A 16,792-nucleotide genomic window follows, 5' to 3' on the forward strand; every position below is an offset into this window, starting at 1 on the left:
GGCCAGGATGACGTCCAGGGTGCGGGGGCCGTGGACGCCCTCCACGCGGTCCAGTTCGATGTCGCTCGTCGCGGAGGGGCCCGAGATCCACGTCAGCGGGCGGGTCGGGTCCAGGCGTTCCAGGGCCTGCGGCACCGAGTCGACGACCTGCTCCGGGACGCGGACCACGCAGACGTGTTGGTCCGGGATCAGGGTGATGCGGCGCCGGCCCTGTGCGGGGCCGCCGTCGAGGACGAGCGTCCCGGTCTCGGCGACGGCCAGGGCGCAGCCGGTGACGACGCTGTCCACGGCGTCGAGTTCGTACGGAGTGGCTCCGGCGCGGTCGGGCACCTGGCCGGCGGCCGTCTCGGCGAGCCAGTGCGGGGGCAGGCCGGCCGGGACGAGGACGGTGCGGGCGCCGCGCCGGGCCAGCAGCCGGGCCAGGAGGGCGGGGAGGCCGTCAGCGGTGGTGCGGTGGACGTGGGCGCGGTACTCGCCGAGGTTCGCGGCGAGCAGGTCGGCGGCTTCGGCGGGGGTCCGCTCGCCGTGGACGCGCAGGTAGTCGCGCGGGATCGGCGGTTCGGCCCCGGTGGCGCGGGCGGCCCCGGCCCGCCGGATGCGGGCCAGGATGACGTCCCTGCTCGTCATGGCTTGCCCCTCTCGTCCTGTCGTTCCCTCTGCGCCCACCAGTCACGGAAGGGCCGTTCGGGTGGTTCGGGCAGGTCGCGGCTGTCCGTCCAGGCCCGGCCCGGTCCGGGCAGCCGGCGCGGCCTCAGGCGACGTGCGCGGGCCAGCAGCCGCTCCCCCGCCCGCAGGGCGCCGGGGTGGTCGAGCAGCAGTCGGGCGGCCCGCAGGGCGGCCCGTTCGGCGGCGTGGCCGCGGGCGGGCCGGATCCGTACGCGGACCCCCTCGCGGGTGGCCGGGCCGCCTTGGACGATGCGTTCCCGCAGGTGGACGAGGATCTCGGGGATGTCGATGGCGACGGGGCACACCTCCTCGCAGGCCCCGCACAGCGTGGACGCGAACGGCAGCGACGCGTCGACACGGCTGCCGGTGCCCCGCAGTTGGGGGCTGAGGACGGCGCCGATCGGGCCGGGGTAGACGGATCCGTAGGCGTGTCCGCCGGCCCGCTCGTAGACGGGGCAGACGTTCAGGCAGGCCGAGCAGCGGATGCAGCGCAGCGCCTGGCGGCCGACCGCGTCGGCGAGGGTGTCGGTGCGGCCGTTGTCGAGGAGGACGAGGTGGAACGCTGAGGGCCCGTCGCCGCCGGCGGTGCCGGTCCACATGGTCGTGTACGGGTTCATCCGCTCGGCGGTGGAGGAGCGGGGCAGGGTCTGGAGGAAGACCTCCAGGTCGCGGAAGGTCGGGACGACCTTCTCGATGCCGACGACGGAGATCAGCGTCTCGGGCAGGGTCAGGCACATCCGGCCGTTTCCCTCGGACTCGAACACGACGAGGGTGCCGGTCTCCGCGACCATGAAGTTGGCGCCGGAGACGGCGACCCGGGCCCGCAGGAACTTCTCCCGCAGGTGGCGGCGGGCCGCCTCGGCGAGTTCCCGCGGGTCGTCGCCGAGGCCGTCGGGCGCGGGGCGGCCCCAGCGGCCCATTTCCCGGACGAAGAGGTCGCGGATCTCGCCGCGGTTGCGGTGGATCGCGGGGACGAGGAGGTGGGAGGGCCGGTCGTGGGCGAGTTGCACGATGAGCTCGGCGAGGTCGGTCTCGTACGCGGCGATCCCGGCTTCCTCCAGGGCTTCGGCCAGGCCGATCTCCTGGGTGGCCATCGACTTGACCTTGACGACCTCGCGCTCGCCCGTGGCCTGGACCAGCCGGGTGACGACGCGGCAGGCCTCGGCGGCGTCGACCGCCCAGTGGACGGTGCCGCCCGCCGCCGTGACGGACTCCTCCAGCTGTACCAGGTAGCGGTCGAGGTGGCGCAGCGCGTGGTCCTTGATCGCCTTGCCGGCGGCGCGGAGCCGGTCCCAGTCGTCGAGTTCGGCGACGGCCCGGGCGCGGCGGCCGCGGATGGTGTGCGTGGCGTGCCGGAGGTTGGCGCGCAGGACGGGGTCGTGGACGGCGTGGCGCGCGGCCTCGGGGAAGGCGGGCATGCCGAGGAAGGCCGCCCGTGCGCCGTCCGCGCCCTGCGTTGCGCGCACTCCGTGCGTTCCGCCTGTCGTCATGCGAACGGCTCCTCCTCCGTCGAGGCCAGGATCTCGGCGAGGTGCACGGTCCGCACCGGCGATCCGGTGCGGCGCAGGATGCCGTCGAGGTGGATGAGGCAGGAGGTGTCGCCGCCGCACAGCACCTCCGCGCCCGCGGCGGCCGCCGCCGCGGCCTTGTCGGCGCCCATCGCGGCGGACACGTCCGGGTTCTTCAGGGCGAAGGTGCCGCCGAAACCGCAGCACTCCTGCGCACCCGGCAGTTCGACCAGCTCCAGCCCCTTGACCGCGGCGAGGAGCCGGCGCGGCCGCTCCCCCAGGCCGAGCCCGCGCAGCCCGTGGCAGGAGGGGTGGTAGGCGACGGTGTGCGGGTAGTGCGCGCCGACGTCGGTCACCCCGAGCACGTCCACCAGGAACTCGGACAGCTCGTACACGCGCGGCGCCAGGTCCTGCGCGTACGCCTCCAGCCTGCCCCCGCGGCCCTCCTGCCGGGCGAGCCGCCCGATGCGCGGGTAGTGGCCGCGGACCATCGCGGTGCAGGAGCCCGACGGGGTGACGACGTAGCGGTGGCCGGCGAAGGCCTCGGCGGTGCGGCGCAGCAGCGGTTCGGCCTCGCGGCGGTGGCCGGTGTTGTACTGCGGCTGCCCGCAGCAGCTCTGGGCGGCCGGGAAGTCGACCTCGACCCCGAGGCGCTCCAGGAGGCGGACGACGGCCACCCCGGTGCGGGGGTGGAGCGCGTCGTTGACGCAGGTGACGAACAGCGCGGCTCGCATGACGGGCAGAATAGCCGCGTGAAGAAGTTCTCAGTGATCGGCATAGGCGCGGGCGACCCGGAACACCTGACCCTCCAGGCGGTCAGGGCGATCGGCGCGGCGGACGCGTTCCTCATCCTGGAGAAGGGCGAGGAGAAGGCGGACCTGACGGGGCTGCGGCGCGCGATGCTCGACGAGCACGCCCGCCCCGGCCACCGGCTGGTGGAGGGCAGGGATCCGGACCGGGACCGCGCTCCGGAGCAGTACGCGCCGACGGTGGACGGCTGGCGCAGCGCGCGGGCGGAGATCTTCGAGCGGTTCATCGCGGAGGACCTCGCCGAGGGCGAGACGGGCGCGTTCCTGGTGTGGGGCGACCCGTCGCTGTACGACTCCACCCTCGCGATCCTCGACGAGGTGCTGGAGCGCGGCCGGGTGGCGTTCGCGTACGAGGTGGTGCCGGGCGTCAGCAGCATCTCCTCGCTGCTGGCCCGGCACCGCACGACGCTGAACCGGGTCGGGCGGCCGGTCCAGATCACCACGGGGCGCCGCCTGGCCGAGGGGTGGCCCGAGGACGCCGACGACGTGGTGGTGATGCTGGACGCGCGGCACGCCTTCACCGCCCACCTCGACCAGGACGCGTACATCTACTGGGGCGCCTACGTGGGCACCCCGGACGAGATCCTGGTGCAGGGCCGGCTCGCGGAGGTGGCGGGCCGGATCGAGGAGCTGCGCACCGAGGCCCGCGCCCGCAAGGGCTGGATCATGGACACGTACCTGCTCAGGCGGCGCTGAGGAAGGCGGGGAGGAGGGCGGCGAGGCGCTCGTACTCCTCGGGGCGGTTGTAGAGCTGCCCGCACACGCGGATGCCGCCGCCGCCCGCCCAGGGCCAGACGAGGATCCGGATGCCGTGCTCGGCGGCCATCCGCTCGCGCAGTGCGCGGGCGGCCTCCGGTGTCTCGGCGAGGCCCTGCGGCAGGCGCAGGGAGCGCATGGCGAGGCCCTCGCCCCAGGGCAGGGGGGTGAGCTGCGGGAGTTCGGCGAGCAGGGCCGCGCCGTGCGCGGCGAGGGCGCTGTTGTGGGCGCGGACCTTGGCGGCGTCGAGGCGGGCGAGGAGGTCCAGCCCTTCGGGCGCGGCGAGCCAGCCGGTGTAGTCGGCGGTGGCCCGGTTCTCGACGGAGCGCGGGAAGCCGTGCGCGTCCTCCCAGGACGGGACGAGGGCCCGGACGCGGCCGCGGTGCGCGGGGGCGACGGCGAGGACCGCGGTGCCGGAGGGGGCATAACCCCACTTGTGGAGGTTGCCGAAGTAGAAGTCGGCGCCGACGGAGAGCGGGTCGGCGAGCATGCCGGGGGCGTGGGCGCCGTCGACGACGGTGGTGATGCCGCGGTCGGCGAGTTCGGCGAGGAGCCGCGGGGTGGCGATGGGCCGGGCGGTGGGCGAGCTGACGTGGTCGAGGAGCGCGACCTTCGTACGGGGCGTCACGGCGGCCAGGACGGCCTCGCGGACGGCGTCCTCGTCGGGGAGGTACGGGTCGAGGGCGGCGGTGGTGACGGTGGCGCGGCGGGCGGCGGCCGCGGTGACGGTGCCGTAGCCGTGGTCGGTGACGAGGACCTCGTCGCCGTCGGCCAGGGGGATCGCGTCGAGGGCGAGGTTGGCGCCCTCGGTGGCGTTGGAGACGAAGGCGATGCCGTCGGGGTCGGCGCCCAGGTGGGCGGCGATCCGGGCGCGGGCGGCGGCGATCCGGTCGGGGGCGCCCACGAAGAAGGCGTCGGGGTCGGCGTGGGCCTCGTCGCGCAGCGCGGCCTGGGCCTCCTGCACCGGGATCGGGACGGCCCCGAACGAGCCGTGGTTGAGGTGGGCGACGGCCGGGTCGAGGCGGAACAGGGCGGGCCCGCCGGGGAACACGCAGGGGCCGCCGCCGCTCGCGCCGGCCTGGCCCCCGCCCGGTCCGGTCGCGGTGCTGCTGGGGCTGGTGGGGCTGGCGCCGGTGGGGCTCGTCGGCTGGGTCACGGATCCTCCGCTGGTGGACGGTGCGGTCGTCCGCAGGATCATCGGCGGGCGGCGGGCCGGCCCGGAAGGGCCAATCCCGCCAGGGTGGCCGGTGCCGGGGTCACTTCCGGCCGCTGGTGACGGCGTGGTACTGGAGGTCCTGCACCTCGACCTTGCCCTGCACGGGGCGCGGCATCTCCACCGCGGTGACCGTCTTCCCGCCGCGTTCGACGGCGGCCGCGTGGGTGCCGGTGCGCAGCGGGAGCAGTTTGGCGTGGAGCCCGGCGGGGGCCTGGTGGGAGGCCTTGGCCGAGCCGGTCCTGGTGCGGACGGTCGCGGGGGCCTTGAGGAAGCTGAGCACCTCGACCGTGTCGCGGGCGGCCGCGCTGCCCCGGCGCAGCCGCATCACGAGCGACTGGTCGCCGGTGGGGTCGGCTGCCGCGAACTGGGTGCGGGCGGTGACGTACAGGGTGTCGCGGACGATCTCGGGCCAGCTGCCGGTCTTGAACCGGGTCAGGTAGTAGGAGGTCAGGTCCAGGTAGGCGTGCCCGTTGTTGACGGAGGGGGCGAACTGGGTGCCCTCGGAGTAGTCGTTCCAGGTGGTCAGCTGGACCCAGTCGGCCCCGTCGTCGATGGCGCGGGTCCATGTGGCGCGCAGGGTGGCGGTGTTGCCGGCCTCGTCGAAGACGCCCTGGTTGGGGCGGGCGTCCTGGACGGAGACGGGCTGCATCCACAGTTTGCCGAGGTCGTGGGAGCGGCGGACGTCGCGCGCGGCGCCCTCCTGTCCGGTGTAGCTGCGCGAGCCCCACTCGGAGAAGCCGTGGCTGATGGGCGCGAAGCGGGCGTGGTGGGAGTCGAAGTCGAGGAAGGTCGGGACGAGCGCGGTGCGGATGCCGTGCCGGGACTTCATGACGTCCGCGAAGCGGGTCCACCAGGCGGGGTCGCGTACCTCGGCCTTGAAGGGGGAGACGACGAGCCGTCCGTCGGCGAGGCGGTGCGCGGACGGCGACTTGGCGAGGGCGGCGACGGCTCCTGCGACGACGGCCGGGTCGTCCGTCTTCAGCGAGGTCATGTCCGGCATCAGCATGATCTTGAAGTGCGGGTCGACGGAGCGGGCCGCCTCCATCAGCAGGTTGGCGCGCTCCCAGTTGGGGCCGCTGAGGGAGAGCATGTCGAGGGTGAAGCCGTCGAGGCCGGCGGTGCGGGCGGTGCGCACCTCCTGCTGCAGGTTGGCGAGTTCCCAGTTGCCGCTCTTGGGCGTGACGGGCAGGGGCCGGTCGCGCAGGAGGCCCCCGTAGCGCTCGTGCTTGCCCTTCTCGCCCTCGGGGTCCAGGTAGTTGCGGGTGTAGTAGTCCTTGTCGGCGCGGACGTTGTCGAGGGAGAGCGGGTAGGGCGTGAAGTAGTGGGCGAAGACTAGCTTCCGGCCGGCGCCGGCGGCGGAGCGCAGTGCGGCGGGCTCGGGCATGTCGAAGGGGAGGGCGCCCGCGGGCCGCTTGTCGATCCTGTCGCCCGCGTCCGGTACGGGTTCGGCGCCCTTGCCGCTGCCGCCGCGGGTCTTCCCGGGCGCGGGGGCCGCCTTGCCGGACGGTCCGGATCCGGGCGCGCCGGGCGTGCCCGGCCGGGGTTCGCCGGTGCGGGGGGCGCCCGCCCACTGGCCGGCGCCGGCCGTGAACGGGTCCCAGGCGATGCTGGCGGCGACGAGGCCGGTGAGGAGGCATCCTGAGAGGAGCAGGGTCAGCAGGGGGCGGCGGCGCATGCCCGCCCGCCGCCGGTGCGAGGCGCGCCGCGCCCGCCGGCCCGCGGCCCGGTGTCCGGGATGGGTGCCGTCCTGCCGCTTCGCGCGCCGGGCCGTGGTCCGGTCCGCTGTCATCTGTCGCCCCTCCTGCATATGCCCGTCCTCCGGGTGAAGAGCAGTAGAGCCGAATTCCGGCTTCCGGACAACCGTTCGCCGGTGCGCGTACAGCGGGCGGCCCATCTCGGGTACGCCGGTCGCCGGGGTGTGCGGCGAATGCGCCGGGGCGTACGCTCGTGCGCCCCTGCCCGCGCGGGAGCGCCTGCGACCGGTGCCGGGAGGTGTTCCCGCGGCGTTCCGGCGGCTCTTGCGGACTGCGGCATTCCCCTGGTGTTTCGGCTCGACTGACGCACAATCATCCCTACGCGGCTCGAAACCACCCTTGGCCGCGCATGGACACGCATGCAATGGGGGGCATCGTGCCGATGAGGGAACCGGGCCGCTGCGGCACGCCGCCGGCGACGTCGGCCGAGCTGTCGCGGCTGCTGACCGCCGTGCGGCGGGGCCGCGTCCTGACCGTGACCGGGAGGTTCCGGGGGCCGCGCAGCCTGCTGGTACGGGAGATCGCCGAGCGGCTGCCGTCGAACTTCTGCGACGGCGTGGCCGCCGTCCGCCTGCACCGCCCTTGCGGCATCCGCGAGTTGGCGGCGGCGCTGAACCGCAGTCCGGCGACCGCCGTCTCGCGGCTCGCGGAGCGCGACATGCTCCTCGTCCTGGACGGCACCGAGTTCCTCGCCCCGCAGGCGGTGGCCTGGCTGCGGGCACTGCTCGGGTCGGCTCCGGGTCTGCGGATCCTCGCCGCCGGGCGGTACCCGCTGGGTTTCGACGGGGAGCGCGTCCACCGCCTCTGACGTGCGTCCGCCTGCCGACAGGGGTCCGCCCCCGGCCGGCGGCTGCCGGCCGGGGGCGGACCCCTGTCCCCCTACGCCCCCGCGGGGGCGCCTCTGCTTCAGGCCAGGGTCGCGAGGGCCTGGTTGAAGGTGGCGGACGGCCGCATGACGGCCGCGGCCTTGGCCGGGTCGGGCTGGTAGTAGCCGCCGATCTCGGCCGGGGAGCCCTGGACCGCGTTCAGCTCGGAGACGATGGTCTGCTCCGCCTCGGTCAGGGTCTTGGCCAGCGGGGCGAACGCGGACGCCAGGGCGGCGTCCTCGGTCTGCGCGGCCAGCTCCTGCGCCCAGTACATGGCCAGGTAGAAGTGGCTGCCGCGGTTGTCGATGCCGCCGAGGCGGCGGGTCGGCGACTTGTCCTCGTTGAGGAAGGTGCCGGTGGCGCGGTCGAGGGTGTCGGCCAGCACCTGGGCGCGGGCGTTGCCCGTGGTGGTGGCGAGGTGCTCGAAGGAGGCGGCCAGCGCGAAGAACTCGCCGAGCGAGTCCCAGCGGAGGTAGTTCTCCTTGACGAGCTGCTGCACGTGCTTCGGGGCGGAGCCGCCGGCGCCCGTCTCGAAGAGGCCGCCGCCCGCCATCAGCGGGACGACCGACAGCATCTTGGCGCTGGTGCCCAGCTCCAGGATCGGGAACAGGTCGGTCAGGTAGTCGCGCAGCACGTTGCCGGTCACCGAGATGGTGTCCTCGCCGCGGCGGATGCGCTCCAGGGAGTACGCGGTCGCCTTGACCGGGGAGAGGATCTCGATGGTGAGGCCCTCGGTGTCGTGGTCGGCGAGGTACGTCTTGACCTTGGCGATCAGCTGGGCGTCGTGGGCGCGGTCCTCGTCGAGCCAGAAGACGGCCGGGGCGCCGGTGGCGCGGGCGCGGGTGACGGCGAGCTTCACCCAGTCCTGGATCGGGGCGTCCTTGGTCTGGCAGGCGCGGAAGATGTCGCCCTCGGACACCTCCTGCTCCAGCACGGTGGCGCCGGCGGCGTCGACGAGGCGGACGGTGCCGGCCGCGGCGATCTCGAAGGTCTTGTCGTGGGAGCCGTACTCCTCGGCCTTCTGCGCCATGAGGCCGACGTTCGGGACGGATCCCATCGTGGCCGGGTCGAAGGCGCCGTGGGCCTTGCAGTCCTCGATGACGGCCTGGTAGACGCCCGAGTAGCTGCTGTCCGGCAGGACGGCGAGGGTGTCGGCCTCCTGGCCGTCCGGGCCCCACATGTGGCCGGAGGTGCGGATCATGGCCGGCATCGAGGCGTCGACGATGACGTCGGACGGGACGTGCAGGTTGGTGATGCCCTTGTCGGAGTCGACCATGGCCAGGGCCGGGCCCTCGGCGAGCTCGGCGTCGAAGGAGGCCTTGATCTCGGCGCCCAGGCCGTGCGGGATGGCGTCCAGACCGTTCAGGATGGCGCCGAGGCCGTCGTTCGGGGACAGGCCGGCCGCGGTCAGGACCTCGCCGTACTTGGCGAAGGTCTGCGGGAAGAAGGCCCGCACGACGTGGCCGAAGACGATCGGGTCGGAGACCTTCATCATCGTGGCCTTGAGGTGGACGGAGAACAGCACGCCCTCCGCCTTGGCGCGGGCCACCTGCTCGGAGAGGAAGGTGCGCAGGGCGGCGGCGCGCATGACGGAGGCGTCGACGACCTCGCCGGCGAGGACCGGTACGGACTCGCGCAGGACGGTGACGGCGCCGTCGGCGGCGACGTGCTCGATGCGCAGGGAGCCGTCCTCGGCGATCACCGCGGACTTCTCGGTGGAGCGGAAGTCGTTCTCGCCCATGGTGGCGACGTTCGTCTTCGACTCGGCGGTCCAGGCGCCCATGCGGTGCGGGTGGGCCTTGGCGTAGTTCTTGACCGAGCCGGGGGCGCGGCGGTCGGAGTTGCCCTCGCGCAGGACCGGGTTGACGGCGCTGCCCTTGACCTTGTCGTAGCGGGCGCGGATCTCGCGCTCCTCGTCGGTCTTCGGGTCGTCCGGGTAGTCCGGGAGCGCGTAGCCCTGGGCCTGGAGCTCGGCGACCGCGGCCTTCAGCTGCGGGATCGAGGCCGAGATGTTGGGCAGCTTGATGATGTTCGCTTCCGGCGTCTTCGCCAGCTCGCCGAGCTCGGCGAGGGCGTCGGCGATGCGCTGGCCCTCCTCCAGGTACTCGGGGAAGGAGGCGATGATGCGACCGGCCAGGGAGATGTCACGGGTCTCGACATTCACACCGGCCGTCGACGCGTAGGCCTGGACCACAGGCAGGAAGGAATACGTCGCGAGGGCCGGGGCCTCGTCAGTGTGCGTGTAGATGATGGTCGAGTCAGTCACCGGATGCTCCGCTCCACAGTCTGCGTCTCACGTCTGCAAGATTGCTCGACATCAAGATATCTCGTGATGGGCCCCGTCCGGACAGCCCCCTGCCGGAAGAGCGGCGAGACGCGCGTCACCCGGGGGAAACCGGGGGAACGCGAGAGCGCCGTCCCCCCGGGCGGTTTCCCGCCGGGGGGACGGCGCTCAGGTGCGCCGTGGCGCGCCTCCGGGCCGGATCAGGCCTGGACGGCCTTGGGGCTCGGGCCGTACTGGTTCGGGTTGGAGTCGCCCTCGCTGGCCATGAGGACGAGCAGCCAGATGCCGCCGATGAACGGGACGAAGCTGATGAAGTACCACCAGCCGGACTTGCCGGTGTCGTGCAGGCGGCGGACCGTGACCGCCAGGTTCGGCACGAACGTGGCGGCCAGGTAGAGGCCGGTGAAGAGCGGGTACGTCGACAGCGCGAAGTCCACGACCATGAGGACGAGGGCCACCGGGATGTTGAACAGGACGAACATCCAGAACTCCTGCCGGCGGGCGCGGCCGGAGAAGACGGCGTACTTCTTCAGGACGTCGGTGTAGTAGTGCATGGTCCCCCCTGAGGACGGATCGTCGGCCCGTCCTTCTGGAGCAAGCCGGGGCAGAACTTATGCCCCGCTTACATGGCGGTCAAGCGAGTTGCCGACCGGGCCGCGCAGGAGCCTTGCCGCCCGCGGCGGCCAAACACTCCCTCCCCCGACGCCACTTGGAACCCGCTGATCTTGCGGCGTCACACCGGGTGACGAAACCGGGGCGGTGAGGGGCACTTGGAGGGACGCATGATCCCTTTTGCGGTGTTCGCACGGACCTGCGCACACCCAGCGTGTCCGCGGACGGAACACGCGGCCGGGGCCCCCGCGGTGCCCACATCGTTATCCCGCCGCGACACGGGCGTGCCTCGGCAGCGCGGAATCAGAGCCAGCCGTTGCGGCGGAAGCCGCGGTGGATCAGGAAGCAGGCGACGGCCATCACCCCGAGCACGAGCGGGTACCCGTACGTCCAGCGCAGCTCCGGCATGTGGTCGAAGTTCATGCCGTAGACGCCGCAGACCATGGTGGGGACGGCCACGATCGCCGCCCACGCCGTGATCTTCCGCATGTCCTCGTTCTGCGCGACGGTGACCTGCGCCAGGTGCGCCTGGAGGATCGAGTCGAGCAGCGCGTCGTACGCGTTGATCTGGTCGGTCGCGCGGGTGAGGTGGTCGGCGACGTCCCGGAAGTAGGCGCGCGCCTCCTGCGGCACGGGCGGGATCGGCTGCGTGGCCAGCTGCTCCAGCGGGCGCACCAGGGGGGCCACCGCCCGGCGCAGCTCCAGCAGTTCGCGCTTGAGCTGGTAGATGCGGCCGGCGTCGCCGCGGCCGCCGTCGCCGCTGAACACGGCGGTCTCCACGGCGTCTATGTCGTTCTGCACCGCGTCCGTGACGGCGACGTAGTCGTCGACGACGTGGTCGGCGATCGCGTGCAGCACGGCCGCCGGCCCCAGGGCCAGCTGCTCGGGGTCCGCCTCCAGCGTCTCGCGGACCGGGCCGAGCGTGCCCCGGCCGCCGTGCCGGATGGTGAGGACGAAGTCCTCCCCGGTGAACACCATCAGCTCGCCGGTCTCCACCATCTCGCTGGTCGCGGTGAGTTCCTCGTGCTCCACGTAGCGGACGGTCTTCAGCACGGCGAACAGCGTGTCGTCGTACCGCTCCACCTTCGGCCGCTGGTGGGCGTGGACGGCGTCCTCCACTGCCAGGGGGTGCAGCCCGAACAGCTCGGCCAGCCCGGCGAGCTCCTCCTGCGACGGCTCGTGCAGGCCGATCCAGACGAAGCCCCCTCCGGTCTTGCGGACCCTCCGCAGTGCCTCCTCGGCGTCGGCGCAGCCCTCCTGGCGCACCCCCTCGCGGTAGACGACGCAGTTGACGACGGCGCTGCCGAGCGGGGAGCGGGCGGGGTGGCTCAGGTCCACGGCCCGCCGGTAGCCCCGGCGCACGACCCGGCGCAGGTTGCTGAACATGGACAACGGTGCACTCCCCTTCGGCGGTTCGGCGGCCAGTCTGCCACCGCCCCCGCTCCTGCCCCGCCGCGGCGGAGCGCATCCCGCGGCGTGCCGGAGCGGACGGCGCGGCGTGCCGGAGCGGACGGGGCGGCGGATCGCGCGGACGACGCGGTGGATCGGGCGGGGCGCCTCAGGCGCGGTCGACGAACACGCTCGTCGCCTTCACCCGGGCCACGGCCCGCGCGCCCACGACGAGGCCCAGCTCCTCGACCGCCTCCCGGGTCAGCAGCGACACCACCCGGTGGGGGCCGGCCTGGATCTCCACCTGGGCGTCCACGGTGCCGAGCTTCACGGCGGTGACGATGCCGGGGAAGGCGTTGCGCGCCGAGGTGGCGGGAGCCTCCTCGTCCTCGGCGGCGCCCTCCCGGGCGACCTGGACGCAGAACGCGGCCAGGTCCGGCCCGTCGACCATGCGGCGCGCGCCCTCGCGGCGGGTGGGGAACCGTTCGGCGTCCGCCCAGCGGCGGGCGGTGTCGACGCTCACGCCGAGGAGCCGCGCCGCCTGGCCGATCGTGTACGAGTCCATGGCGGCAGCTTACGGTCCCGGCCAGGGGTGCAGGGCTTCGGCGGCGGCCGCCGCGACGACCCGCGCGAGCGTGGAGAGCGCCGGCGAGTCGAGCTTCCACTGCTGCCAGTACAGGGGGACGTCCAGGGTCCGGTGCGGCAGCAGCAGGACGAGCCCGCCCGAGCGGAGCAGCGGCTCCGCCTGCGGCTGCGGCACCAGGCCCCAGCCGAGGCCGGAGGCGACCGCGTCGCGGAACCCCTCGGAGGTGGGCACGTGGTGGCGCAGCCTGCCCGCCCCGGCGCCCGGGTCGCCCGTGAGGGAGCGGACGAACACGTCCTGCAGGACGTCGCGCCGATCGAAGACGATCACCGGGGCGCGCTCCAGGGCCCGCCCGACGGCGGCGGCGGACCCGGTCTCCGGGAGGTGCCGGGCGGCGAAGCCGGGGCGGGCCACCGGCAGGTAGCGGGCGAGGCCCAGCGGACGCACGGTGCAGCCCGCCACCGGATCGGGCGAGGAGGTGACGGCAGCCATCACCTGGCCCTCCCGCAGCAGGGCGGTGGTGTGCGACTCGTCCTCGCGGTGCAGTTCGAAGAGGACCGGCGGGTCCTGCGGCACCCGCTCCAGCGCGGGCAGGAACCAGGTCGCGAGGGAGTCGGCGTTGACGGCGACCGGCAGCCGCACGGGGCCTCCCTCCTCCTGCGCCATGCCGAGTTCGGCGCGCGCGTCCCGCTCCAGACGGGCCAGCTGGCGCGCGAAGCGGACCACCACCTGCCCGGACTCGGTCGCCCGCACCGGCTTGGTCCGCATCAGCAGGACCCGCCCGGTGCGCTGTTCGAGCGCCTTGACGCGCTGGCTCACGGCGGAGGGGGTGACGTGCAGGGCGGCGGCCGCCGCGTCGAAGGTGCCCTCGTCGACGACGGCGAGGAGGGTCCGTACCTGGTCCAGTGGAAGGTCGTCCATCACAAGTGCTAATGGTACGTAAAAATCCTTAGCTGTACTGCACAGCAGTCCGCTCATATGGTCGGACGCATGACACACGGCATCCTCACGGCGGCCCTCGCCGGCTTCGGCACCGGGCTCTCCCTCATCGCGGCCATCGGCGCCCAGAACGCCTTCGTCCTGAGGCAGGGGGCGCGCCGCCAGGCCGTCCTCGCCGTGGTCGCCATCTGTGCCGTGTCGGACGCCCTCCTGATCACCCTGGGCGTCGCCGGCGTGGGCGCCTTCGTCACCGCCTGGCCGGCCGCCCTGACCGCCGTCGGCATCGCAGGCGGGGCGTTCCTGATCGGCTACGGGCTGCTGGCGGCCCGCCGGGTGCTCCGGCCGGACCCCGCGGCCGCCCTCGACACCGGCGGCGCCGCGACCTCCTCCCGCCGCGCCGCCGTCCTGACCTGCCTGGCCATGACCTGGCTGAACCCGCACGTGTACCTGGACACCGTCCTGCTGCTCGGCTCGCTCGCCGCCGACCGCGGCGACCTGCGCTGGGCCTTCGGCATCGGCGCCGCGCTCGCGAGCCTCGGCTGGTTCGGCGCGCTCGGGTACGGGGCCCGGCTGCTCAGCGGCCTGCTGTCGCGGCCGAGGACGTGGCGGGTGCTGGACGGGGTCGTGGCGGCGACCATGGTCACCATGGGCGGGATGCTGCTCGCCGGGGCCTGACCGGCCGCGCCGCCCGCCGCCGCACCGCCCGCGGCCCCGGCCCGCTGCTGACCGCCTCGGCGGTCGTCGTGGACGGGGCCGGCCGGGTCCTCGTACGGGCCCCCGGGCCCGCCCCGGGCCGGCCCGGGCTGCCGGGCGGCGCCGTCGCAGGCGGCGAGACCCCGGAGGCGGGGCTGGGCCGGGCGCTGGCCCGGGAGCTGGGCCTGCACGCCCCCGTCGGCCGGCTGCTCGCGGTGGACTCGCGGCCCGCCGCCGGGCCCCGCGCGCGGGCCGGCGTCGTCCACCTCCACCTCGTCGGGCCGCTCGGCCCGCAGGAGACGGCCGCGGCCGCGGCGGTGCTCCCCGGCTGGGTCGCACCGCAGGAGGCGTACGCCCTGCTGCCGGAGCCGGACGCGGCCCGCCTCCGCGCCGCGCTGGCCGCCCTGCACACCGGCTCGGTGGCGCACCTCGCCGACGGGGTGGCCCAGCCGGGCTCGCCCGCCGGCCTGGACCCGGCCCGCCGGTCGGCCCTGGAACACGCCGGCGCGCTCGACGCGGCGAGCCACCGCGCCGCCCGGCCCAAGGCCCTGACCGCGGCGAGCGCGCTGCTCACCGACGCGGCAGGGCGGGTCCTGCTGGTGGAACCGGCCTACGGCCGGCGCGGCCGGTGGAACCTGCCGGGCGGCGGCGTCGACAGCGACCTCGGCGAGACCCCGCGGGCGGCCGTGCGGCGCGAGGTGCGCGAGGAGCTCGGCCTCGACGTGGAGCCGGGCCGGCTGCTCGCCGTGAACTGGTCGCACAAGCCGGGCTACCCGGCCCGCATCCGCTTCCTCTACGACGGCGGGGTCCTGGACGCGGCCGCCCTCGCGGCGATCCGCCTCCCCCCTGGCGAGCTCCTCGCCTGGCACCTCGCGCCGGCCGACAGCCTCCGCGACCTCGTCAAACCCTCCCTGCGCCGCCAGATCAAGGCCTCCCTGCGCGCCCGCGCCCAGGGCACGGGCCCCCTGGAACTCCACGCCGGCCGCCCCGCCGGCGGCGGCTGAGGCTGGTCCATCCGGGCGGCACCGTGGCGTGGCGCGCAGGCGCCGGGCCCGGCTCGCGCATCGTCGAAGCACACATCCGCCCGCGCCCGCGCGCGCACGAAGCGCACTCCGGCCGCGCGGGCGAGCGCAATCCACGGAGTGCCACCATGTCCGCAGAACCGACCGGGCCCGCATCCGGGCCCTCCCCCGGCAGCCGCGGCCCCGCCGCAGGCACCACCACCGGAGCGGCCGGCGCCCCGGCCGCGCCGCCCGACCCGCGCCGCTGGTGGATCCTCGCCGTCATCGGGCTCGCCCAGCTGATGGTCGTCCTCGACGCCACCATCGTGAACGTCGCCCTGCCCTCCATCCAGGAGGGCCTCGGCTTCTCCGACCACCGCCGCCAGTGGGTGGTGACCTCGTACGCCATTCCGTTCGGGAGCCTGCTGCTCCTCGGCGGGCGGCTGGCCGACCGCGTGGGGCGCCGCCGGGCCTTCCTCGCCGGCCAGATCGGCTTCGCCGCCGCCTCCGCGCTCGGCGGCGCGGCCGCCTCCTTCGAGGTGCTCGTCACGGCCCGCGCCCTCCAGGGCGTGTTCGCCGCCCTGCTGGCCCCGGCGGCCCTGTCGCTGCTGACGACGACGTTCTCCGCGCCCGCCGAGCGCGGGAAGGCCTTCGGGGTGTTCGGGGCGCTGGCCGCCTCGGGGGGCGCGGTGGGCCTGCTGCTCGGCGGGGTCCTCACCGAGCACCTGGGCTGGCGGTCGACCCTGTACGTGAACGTCCTGTTCGCGGCGGCCGCCGTCGCCGGAGGGGCGCTGCTGCTGCGCCGCCGCCCGCCGCAGGCGCCGCCGCGGCTGGACCTGCCGGGCGCGGTGCTGGCCTCGGCGGGCCTGTTCTGCCTGGTGTACGGGCTGTCGACGGCGGGGCCGCGCGGCTGGCGGTCGGCGGCGACCCTCGGGATCCTCGCGGCGGCCGCGGTGCTGCTTGCGGCCTTCGTGTGGTGGCAGGGGCGCGGTCCGCACCCGCTGCTGCCGCTGCGGATCGTACGGGACCGGGTGCGGGCGACGGCGCTGCTGTCCGTGTTCCTCACCGGCGTCGGGATGTTCGGGGTGTTCCTGTTCCTGACGTACTACTTCCAGCACACCCGCGGCCTCAGCCCGGCCCGGACCGGCCTGGCCTTCCTGCCGATGTCGGGCTGCACGATGCTCAGCGCGATCGGCAGCAACCTGGGGCTGCTCGGCCGGGTCGGCGCGCGGACCCGCGTGGTGACGGGCATGCTGCTCGCCGCGGCGGGCATGGCCTGGCTGGCGAACCTGTCGGCCACGGGCCCGTACGCGGTCGACGTGCTGCCCGGCCAGGTGGCGACGGGGCTCGGCATGGGCCTGATCACCGCGGCGGCGATGAACCTGGGCACGGCGGGCATCGACCCGCGGGACGCGGGCGTCGGCTCCGCGACGGTCAACGCGATGCGCCAGGTCGGCGGCTCGGTGGGCACGGCCCTGATGAGCACGCTGGCCGCGGGCGCCGTCGGCCGCCACCTGGCAGGGCGGCAGCCCGCGCCGGAACTGCTGGCGCGGGCTGCTCTGGAGGGCTATCGGACCGTCTTCACGGCCTCGGCGCTGATCTTCACCGCCGGGGCCGTGCTGACGCTGCTCCTGCTCCCGGGCGGCCTGTCCGCGGAGCGCGCGCACGGCGCTCCCGGCGGCCGCCGCCCCTCAGGACCCTGAGGCCGGGCGGGCC

15 protein-coding genes are annotated in these 16,792 nt (G+C 74.7%); 5 read left to right on the plus strand and 10 right to left on the minus strand.

Annotated features, from left to right (window positions below; genetic code table 11):
* The 3 genes from EF903_RS14700 to EF903_RS14710 all read right to left on the minus strand — a co-directional run.
* The coding region (locus EF903_RS14700) for an LUD domain-containing protein (RefSeq protein WP_125543673.1) at window positions 1–627 on the minus strand (627 nt) is incomplete at its 3' end.
* Entirely contained in the window at window positions 624–2,084 is a 1,461-nt protein-coding gene (locus tag EF903_RS14705; protein ID WP_260615317.1) for a lactate utilization protein B, read from the minus strand. The genes EF903_RS14700 and EF903_RS14705, both read right to left, overlap by 4 nt.
* A gap of 68 nt (window positions 2,085–2,152) precedes the next feature.
* On the minus strand, window positions 2,153–2,908 hold the full coding sequence (locus tag EF903_RS14710) for a (Fe-S)-binding protein (RefSeq protein WP_125543675.1): 756 nt from the start codon (window positions 2,906–2,908) through the stop codon (window positions 2,153–2,155).
* Window positions 2,909–2,926: 18 nt separating this feature from the next.
* Between EF903_RS14710 and cobF the strand changes: the two genes are divergently transcribed.
* Complete coding sequence (gene cobF / locus EF903_RS14715; protein ID WP_125543676.1) at window positions 2,927–3,679, plus strand: precorrin-6A synthase (deacetylating); 753 nt, start codon at window positions 2,927–2,929, stop codon at window positions 3,677–3,679.
* On the opposite strand, the gene EF903_RS14720 is transcribed toward cobF, so the two are convergent.
* Window positions 3,666–4,895 (minus strand): aminotransferase class V-fold PLP-dependent enzyme, encoded by a 1,230-nt coding sequence (locus tag EF903_RS14720; protein WP_260615307.1) that lies wholly within the window; start codon window positions 4,893–4,895, stop codon window positions 3,666–3,668. The genes cobF and EF903_RS14720 overlap by 14 nt on opposite strands.
* A gap of 100 nt (window positions 4,896–4,995) precedes the next feature.
* Window positions 4,996–6,744 (minus strand): glycoside hydrolase family 71 protein, encoded by a 1,749-nt coding sequence (locus EF903_RS14725; RefSeq protein ID WP_260615312.1) that lies wholly within the window; start codon window positions 6,742–6,744, stop codon window positions 4,996–4,998.
* A 314-nt stretch (window positions 6,745–7,058) separates the two neighbouring features.
* Between EF903_RS14725 and EF903_RS14730 the strand changes: the two genes are divergently transcribed.
* Window positions 7,059–7,517 (plus strand): hypothetical protein, encoded by a 459-nt coding sequence (locus tag EF903_RS14730; RefSeq protein ID WP_125543678.1) that lies wholly within the window; start codon window positions 7,059–7,061, stop codon window positions 7,515–7,517.
* 98 nt (window positions 7,518–7,615) lie between these two features.
* On the opposite strand, the gene EF903_RS14735 is transcribed toward EF903_RS14730, so the two are convergent.
* The 5 genes from EF903_RS14735 to EF903_RS14755 form a co-directional block, all read right to left on the minus strand.
* Window positions 7,616–9,841, minus strand: a complete 2,226-nt coding sequence (locus tag EF903_RS14735) for an NADP-dependent isocitrate dehydrogenase (RefSeq protein ID WP_125543679.1) — start codon at window positions 9,839–9,841, stop codon at window positions 7,616–7,618.
* Between the two features lie 218 nt (window positions 9,842–10,059).
* Window positions 10,060–10,413, minus strand: coding sequence for a DUF805 domain-containing protein (locus tag EF903_RS14740; protein WP_125543680.1), 354 nt, complete (start codon window positions 10,411–10,413; stop codon window positions 10,060–10,062).
* A 361-nt stretch (window positions 10,414–10,774) separates the two neighbouring features.
* Window positions 10,775–11,857 (minus strand): magnesium/cobalt transporter CorA, encoded by a 1,083-nt coding sequence (gene corA / locus EF903_RS14745; protein ID WP_125543684.1) that lies wholly within the window; start codon window positions 11,855–11,857, stop codon window positions 10,775–10,777.
* Between the two features lie 172 nt (window positions 11,858–12,029).
* Window positions 12,030–12,425, minus strand: a complete 396-nt coding sequence (locus tag EF903_RS14750; RefSeq protein ID WP_114055174.1) for a molybdopterin-binding protein — start codon at window positions 12,423–12,425, stop codon at window positions 12,030–12,032.
* A 9-nt stretch (window positions 12,426–12,434) separates the two neighbouring features.
* Window positions 12,435–13,364: a LysR family transcriptional regulator ArgP gene (locus EF903_RS14755; protein WP_125543681.1), complete on the minus strand. Its 930-nt coding sequence runs from the start codon at window positions 13,362–13,364 to the stop codon at window positions 12,435–12,437.
* A gap of 69 nt (window positions 13,365–13,433) precedes the next feature.
* On the opposite strand from EF903_RS14755, the gene EF903_RS14760 reads away from it, so the two are divergent.
* From EF903_RS14760 to EF903_RS14770, 3 genes are all read left to right on the plus strand, one after another.
* Entirely contained in the window at window positions 13,434–14,057 is a 624-nt protein-coding gene (locus EF903_RS14760) for a LysE/ArgO family amino acid transporter (RefSeq protein WP_114055172.1), read from the plus strand.
* Window positions 14,058–14,125: 68 nt separating this feature from the next.
* Window positions 14,126–15,079, plus strand: a complete 954-nt coding sequence (locus tag EF903_RS34065) for an NUDIX hydrolase (protein WP_260615315.1) — start codon at window positions 14,126–14,128, stop codon at window positions 15,077–15,079.
* 146 nt (window positions 15,080–15,225) lie between these two features.
* Window positions 15,226–16,779: an MFS transporter gene (locus tag EF903_RS14770; RefSeq protein WP_125543682.1), complete on the plus strand. Its 1,554-nt coding sequence runs from the start codon at window positions 15,226–15,228 to the stop codon at window positions 16,777–16,779.
* Window positions 16,780–16,792: the final 13 nt, after the last annotated feature.

It is taken from the genome of Streptomyces sp. WAC05292 (genome assembly GCF_003949955.1).
GTDB lineage: Bacteria > Actinomycetota > Actinomycetes > Streptomycetales > Streptomycetaceae > Streptomyces > Streptomyces globosus.

Excerpts from the sequence above, each read along its gene's own strand:
- EF903_RS14705 (WP_260615317.1), bottom strand. The coding sequence starts at position 2,084 with ATGCCCGCCTTCCCCGAGGCCGCGCGCCACGCCGTCCACGACCCCGTC.
- EF903_RS14710 (WP_125543675.1), bottom strand. The coding sequence starts at position 2,908 with ATGCGAGCCGCGCTGTTCGTCACCTGCGTCAACGACGCGCTCCACCCC.
- EF903_RS14725 (WP_260615312.1), bottom strand. The coding sequence starts at position 6,744 with ATGACAGCGGACCGGACCACGGCCCGGCGCGCGAAGCGGCAGGACGGC.
- EF903_RS14730 (WP_125543678.1), top strand. The coding sequence starts at position 7,059 with ATGGACACGCATGCAATGGGGGGCATCGTGCCGATGAGGGAACCGGGC.
- EF903_RS14740 (WP_125543680.1), bottom strand. The coding sequence starts at position 10,413 with ATGCACTACTACACCGACGTCCTGAAGAAGTACGCCGTCTTCTCCGGC.
- corA (WP_125543684.1), bottom strand. The coding sequence starts at position 11,857 with ATGTTCAGCAACCTGCGCCGGGTCGTGCGCCGGGGCTACCGGCGGGCC.
- EF903_RS14750 (WP_114055174.1), bottom strand. The coding sequence starts at position 12,425 with ATGGACTCGTACACGATCGGCCAGGCGGCGCGGCTCCTCGGCGTGAGC.
- EF903_RS14755 (WP_125543681.1), bottom strand. The coding sequence starts at position 13,364 with ATGGACGACCTTCCACTGGACCAGGTACGGACCCTCCTCGCCGTCGTC.
- EF903_RS14760 (WP_114055172.1), top strand. The coding sequence starts at position 13,434 with ATGACACACGGCATCCTCACGGCGGCCCTCGCCGGCTTCGGCACCGGG.
- EF903_RS14770 (WP_125543682.1), top strand. The coding sequence starts at position 15,226 with ATGTCCGCAGAACCGACCGGGCCCGCATCCGGGCCCTCCCCCGGCAGC.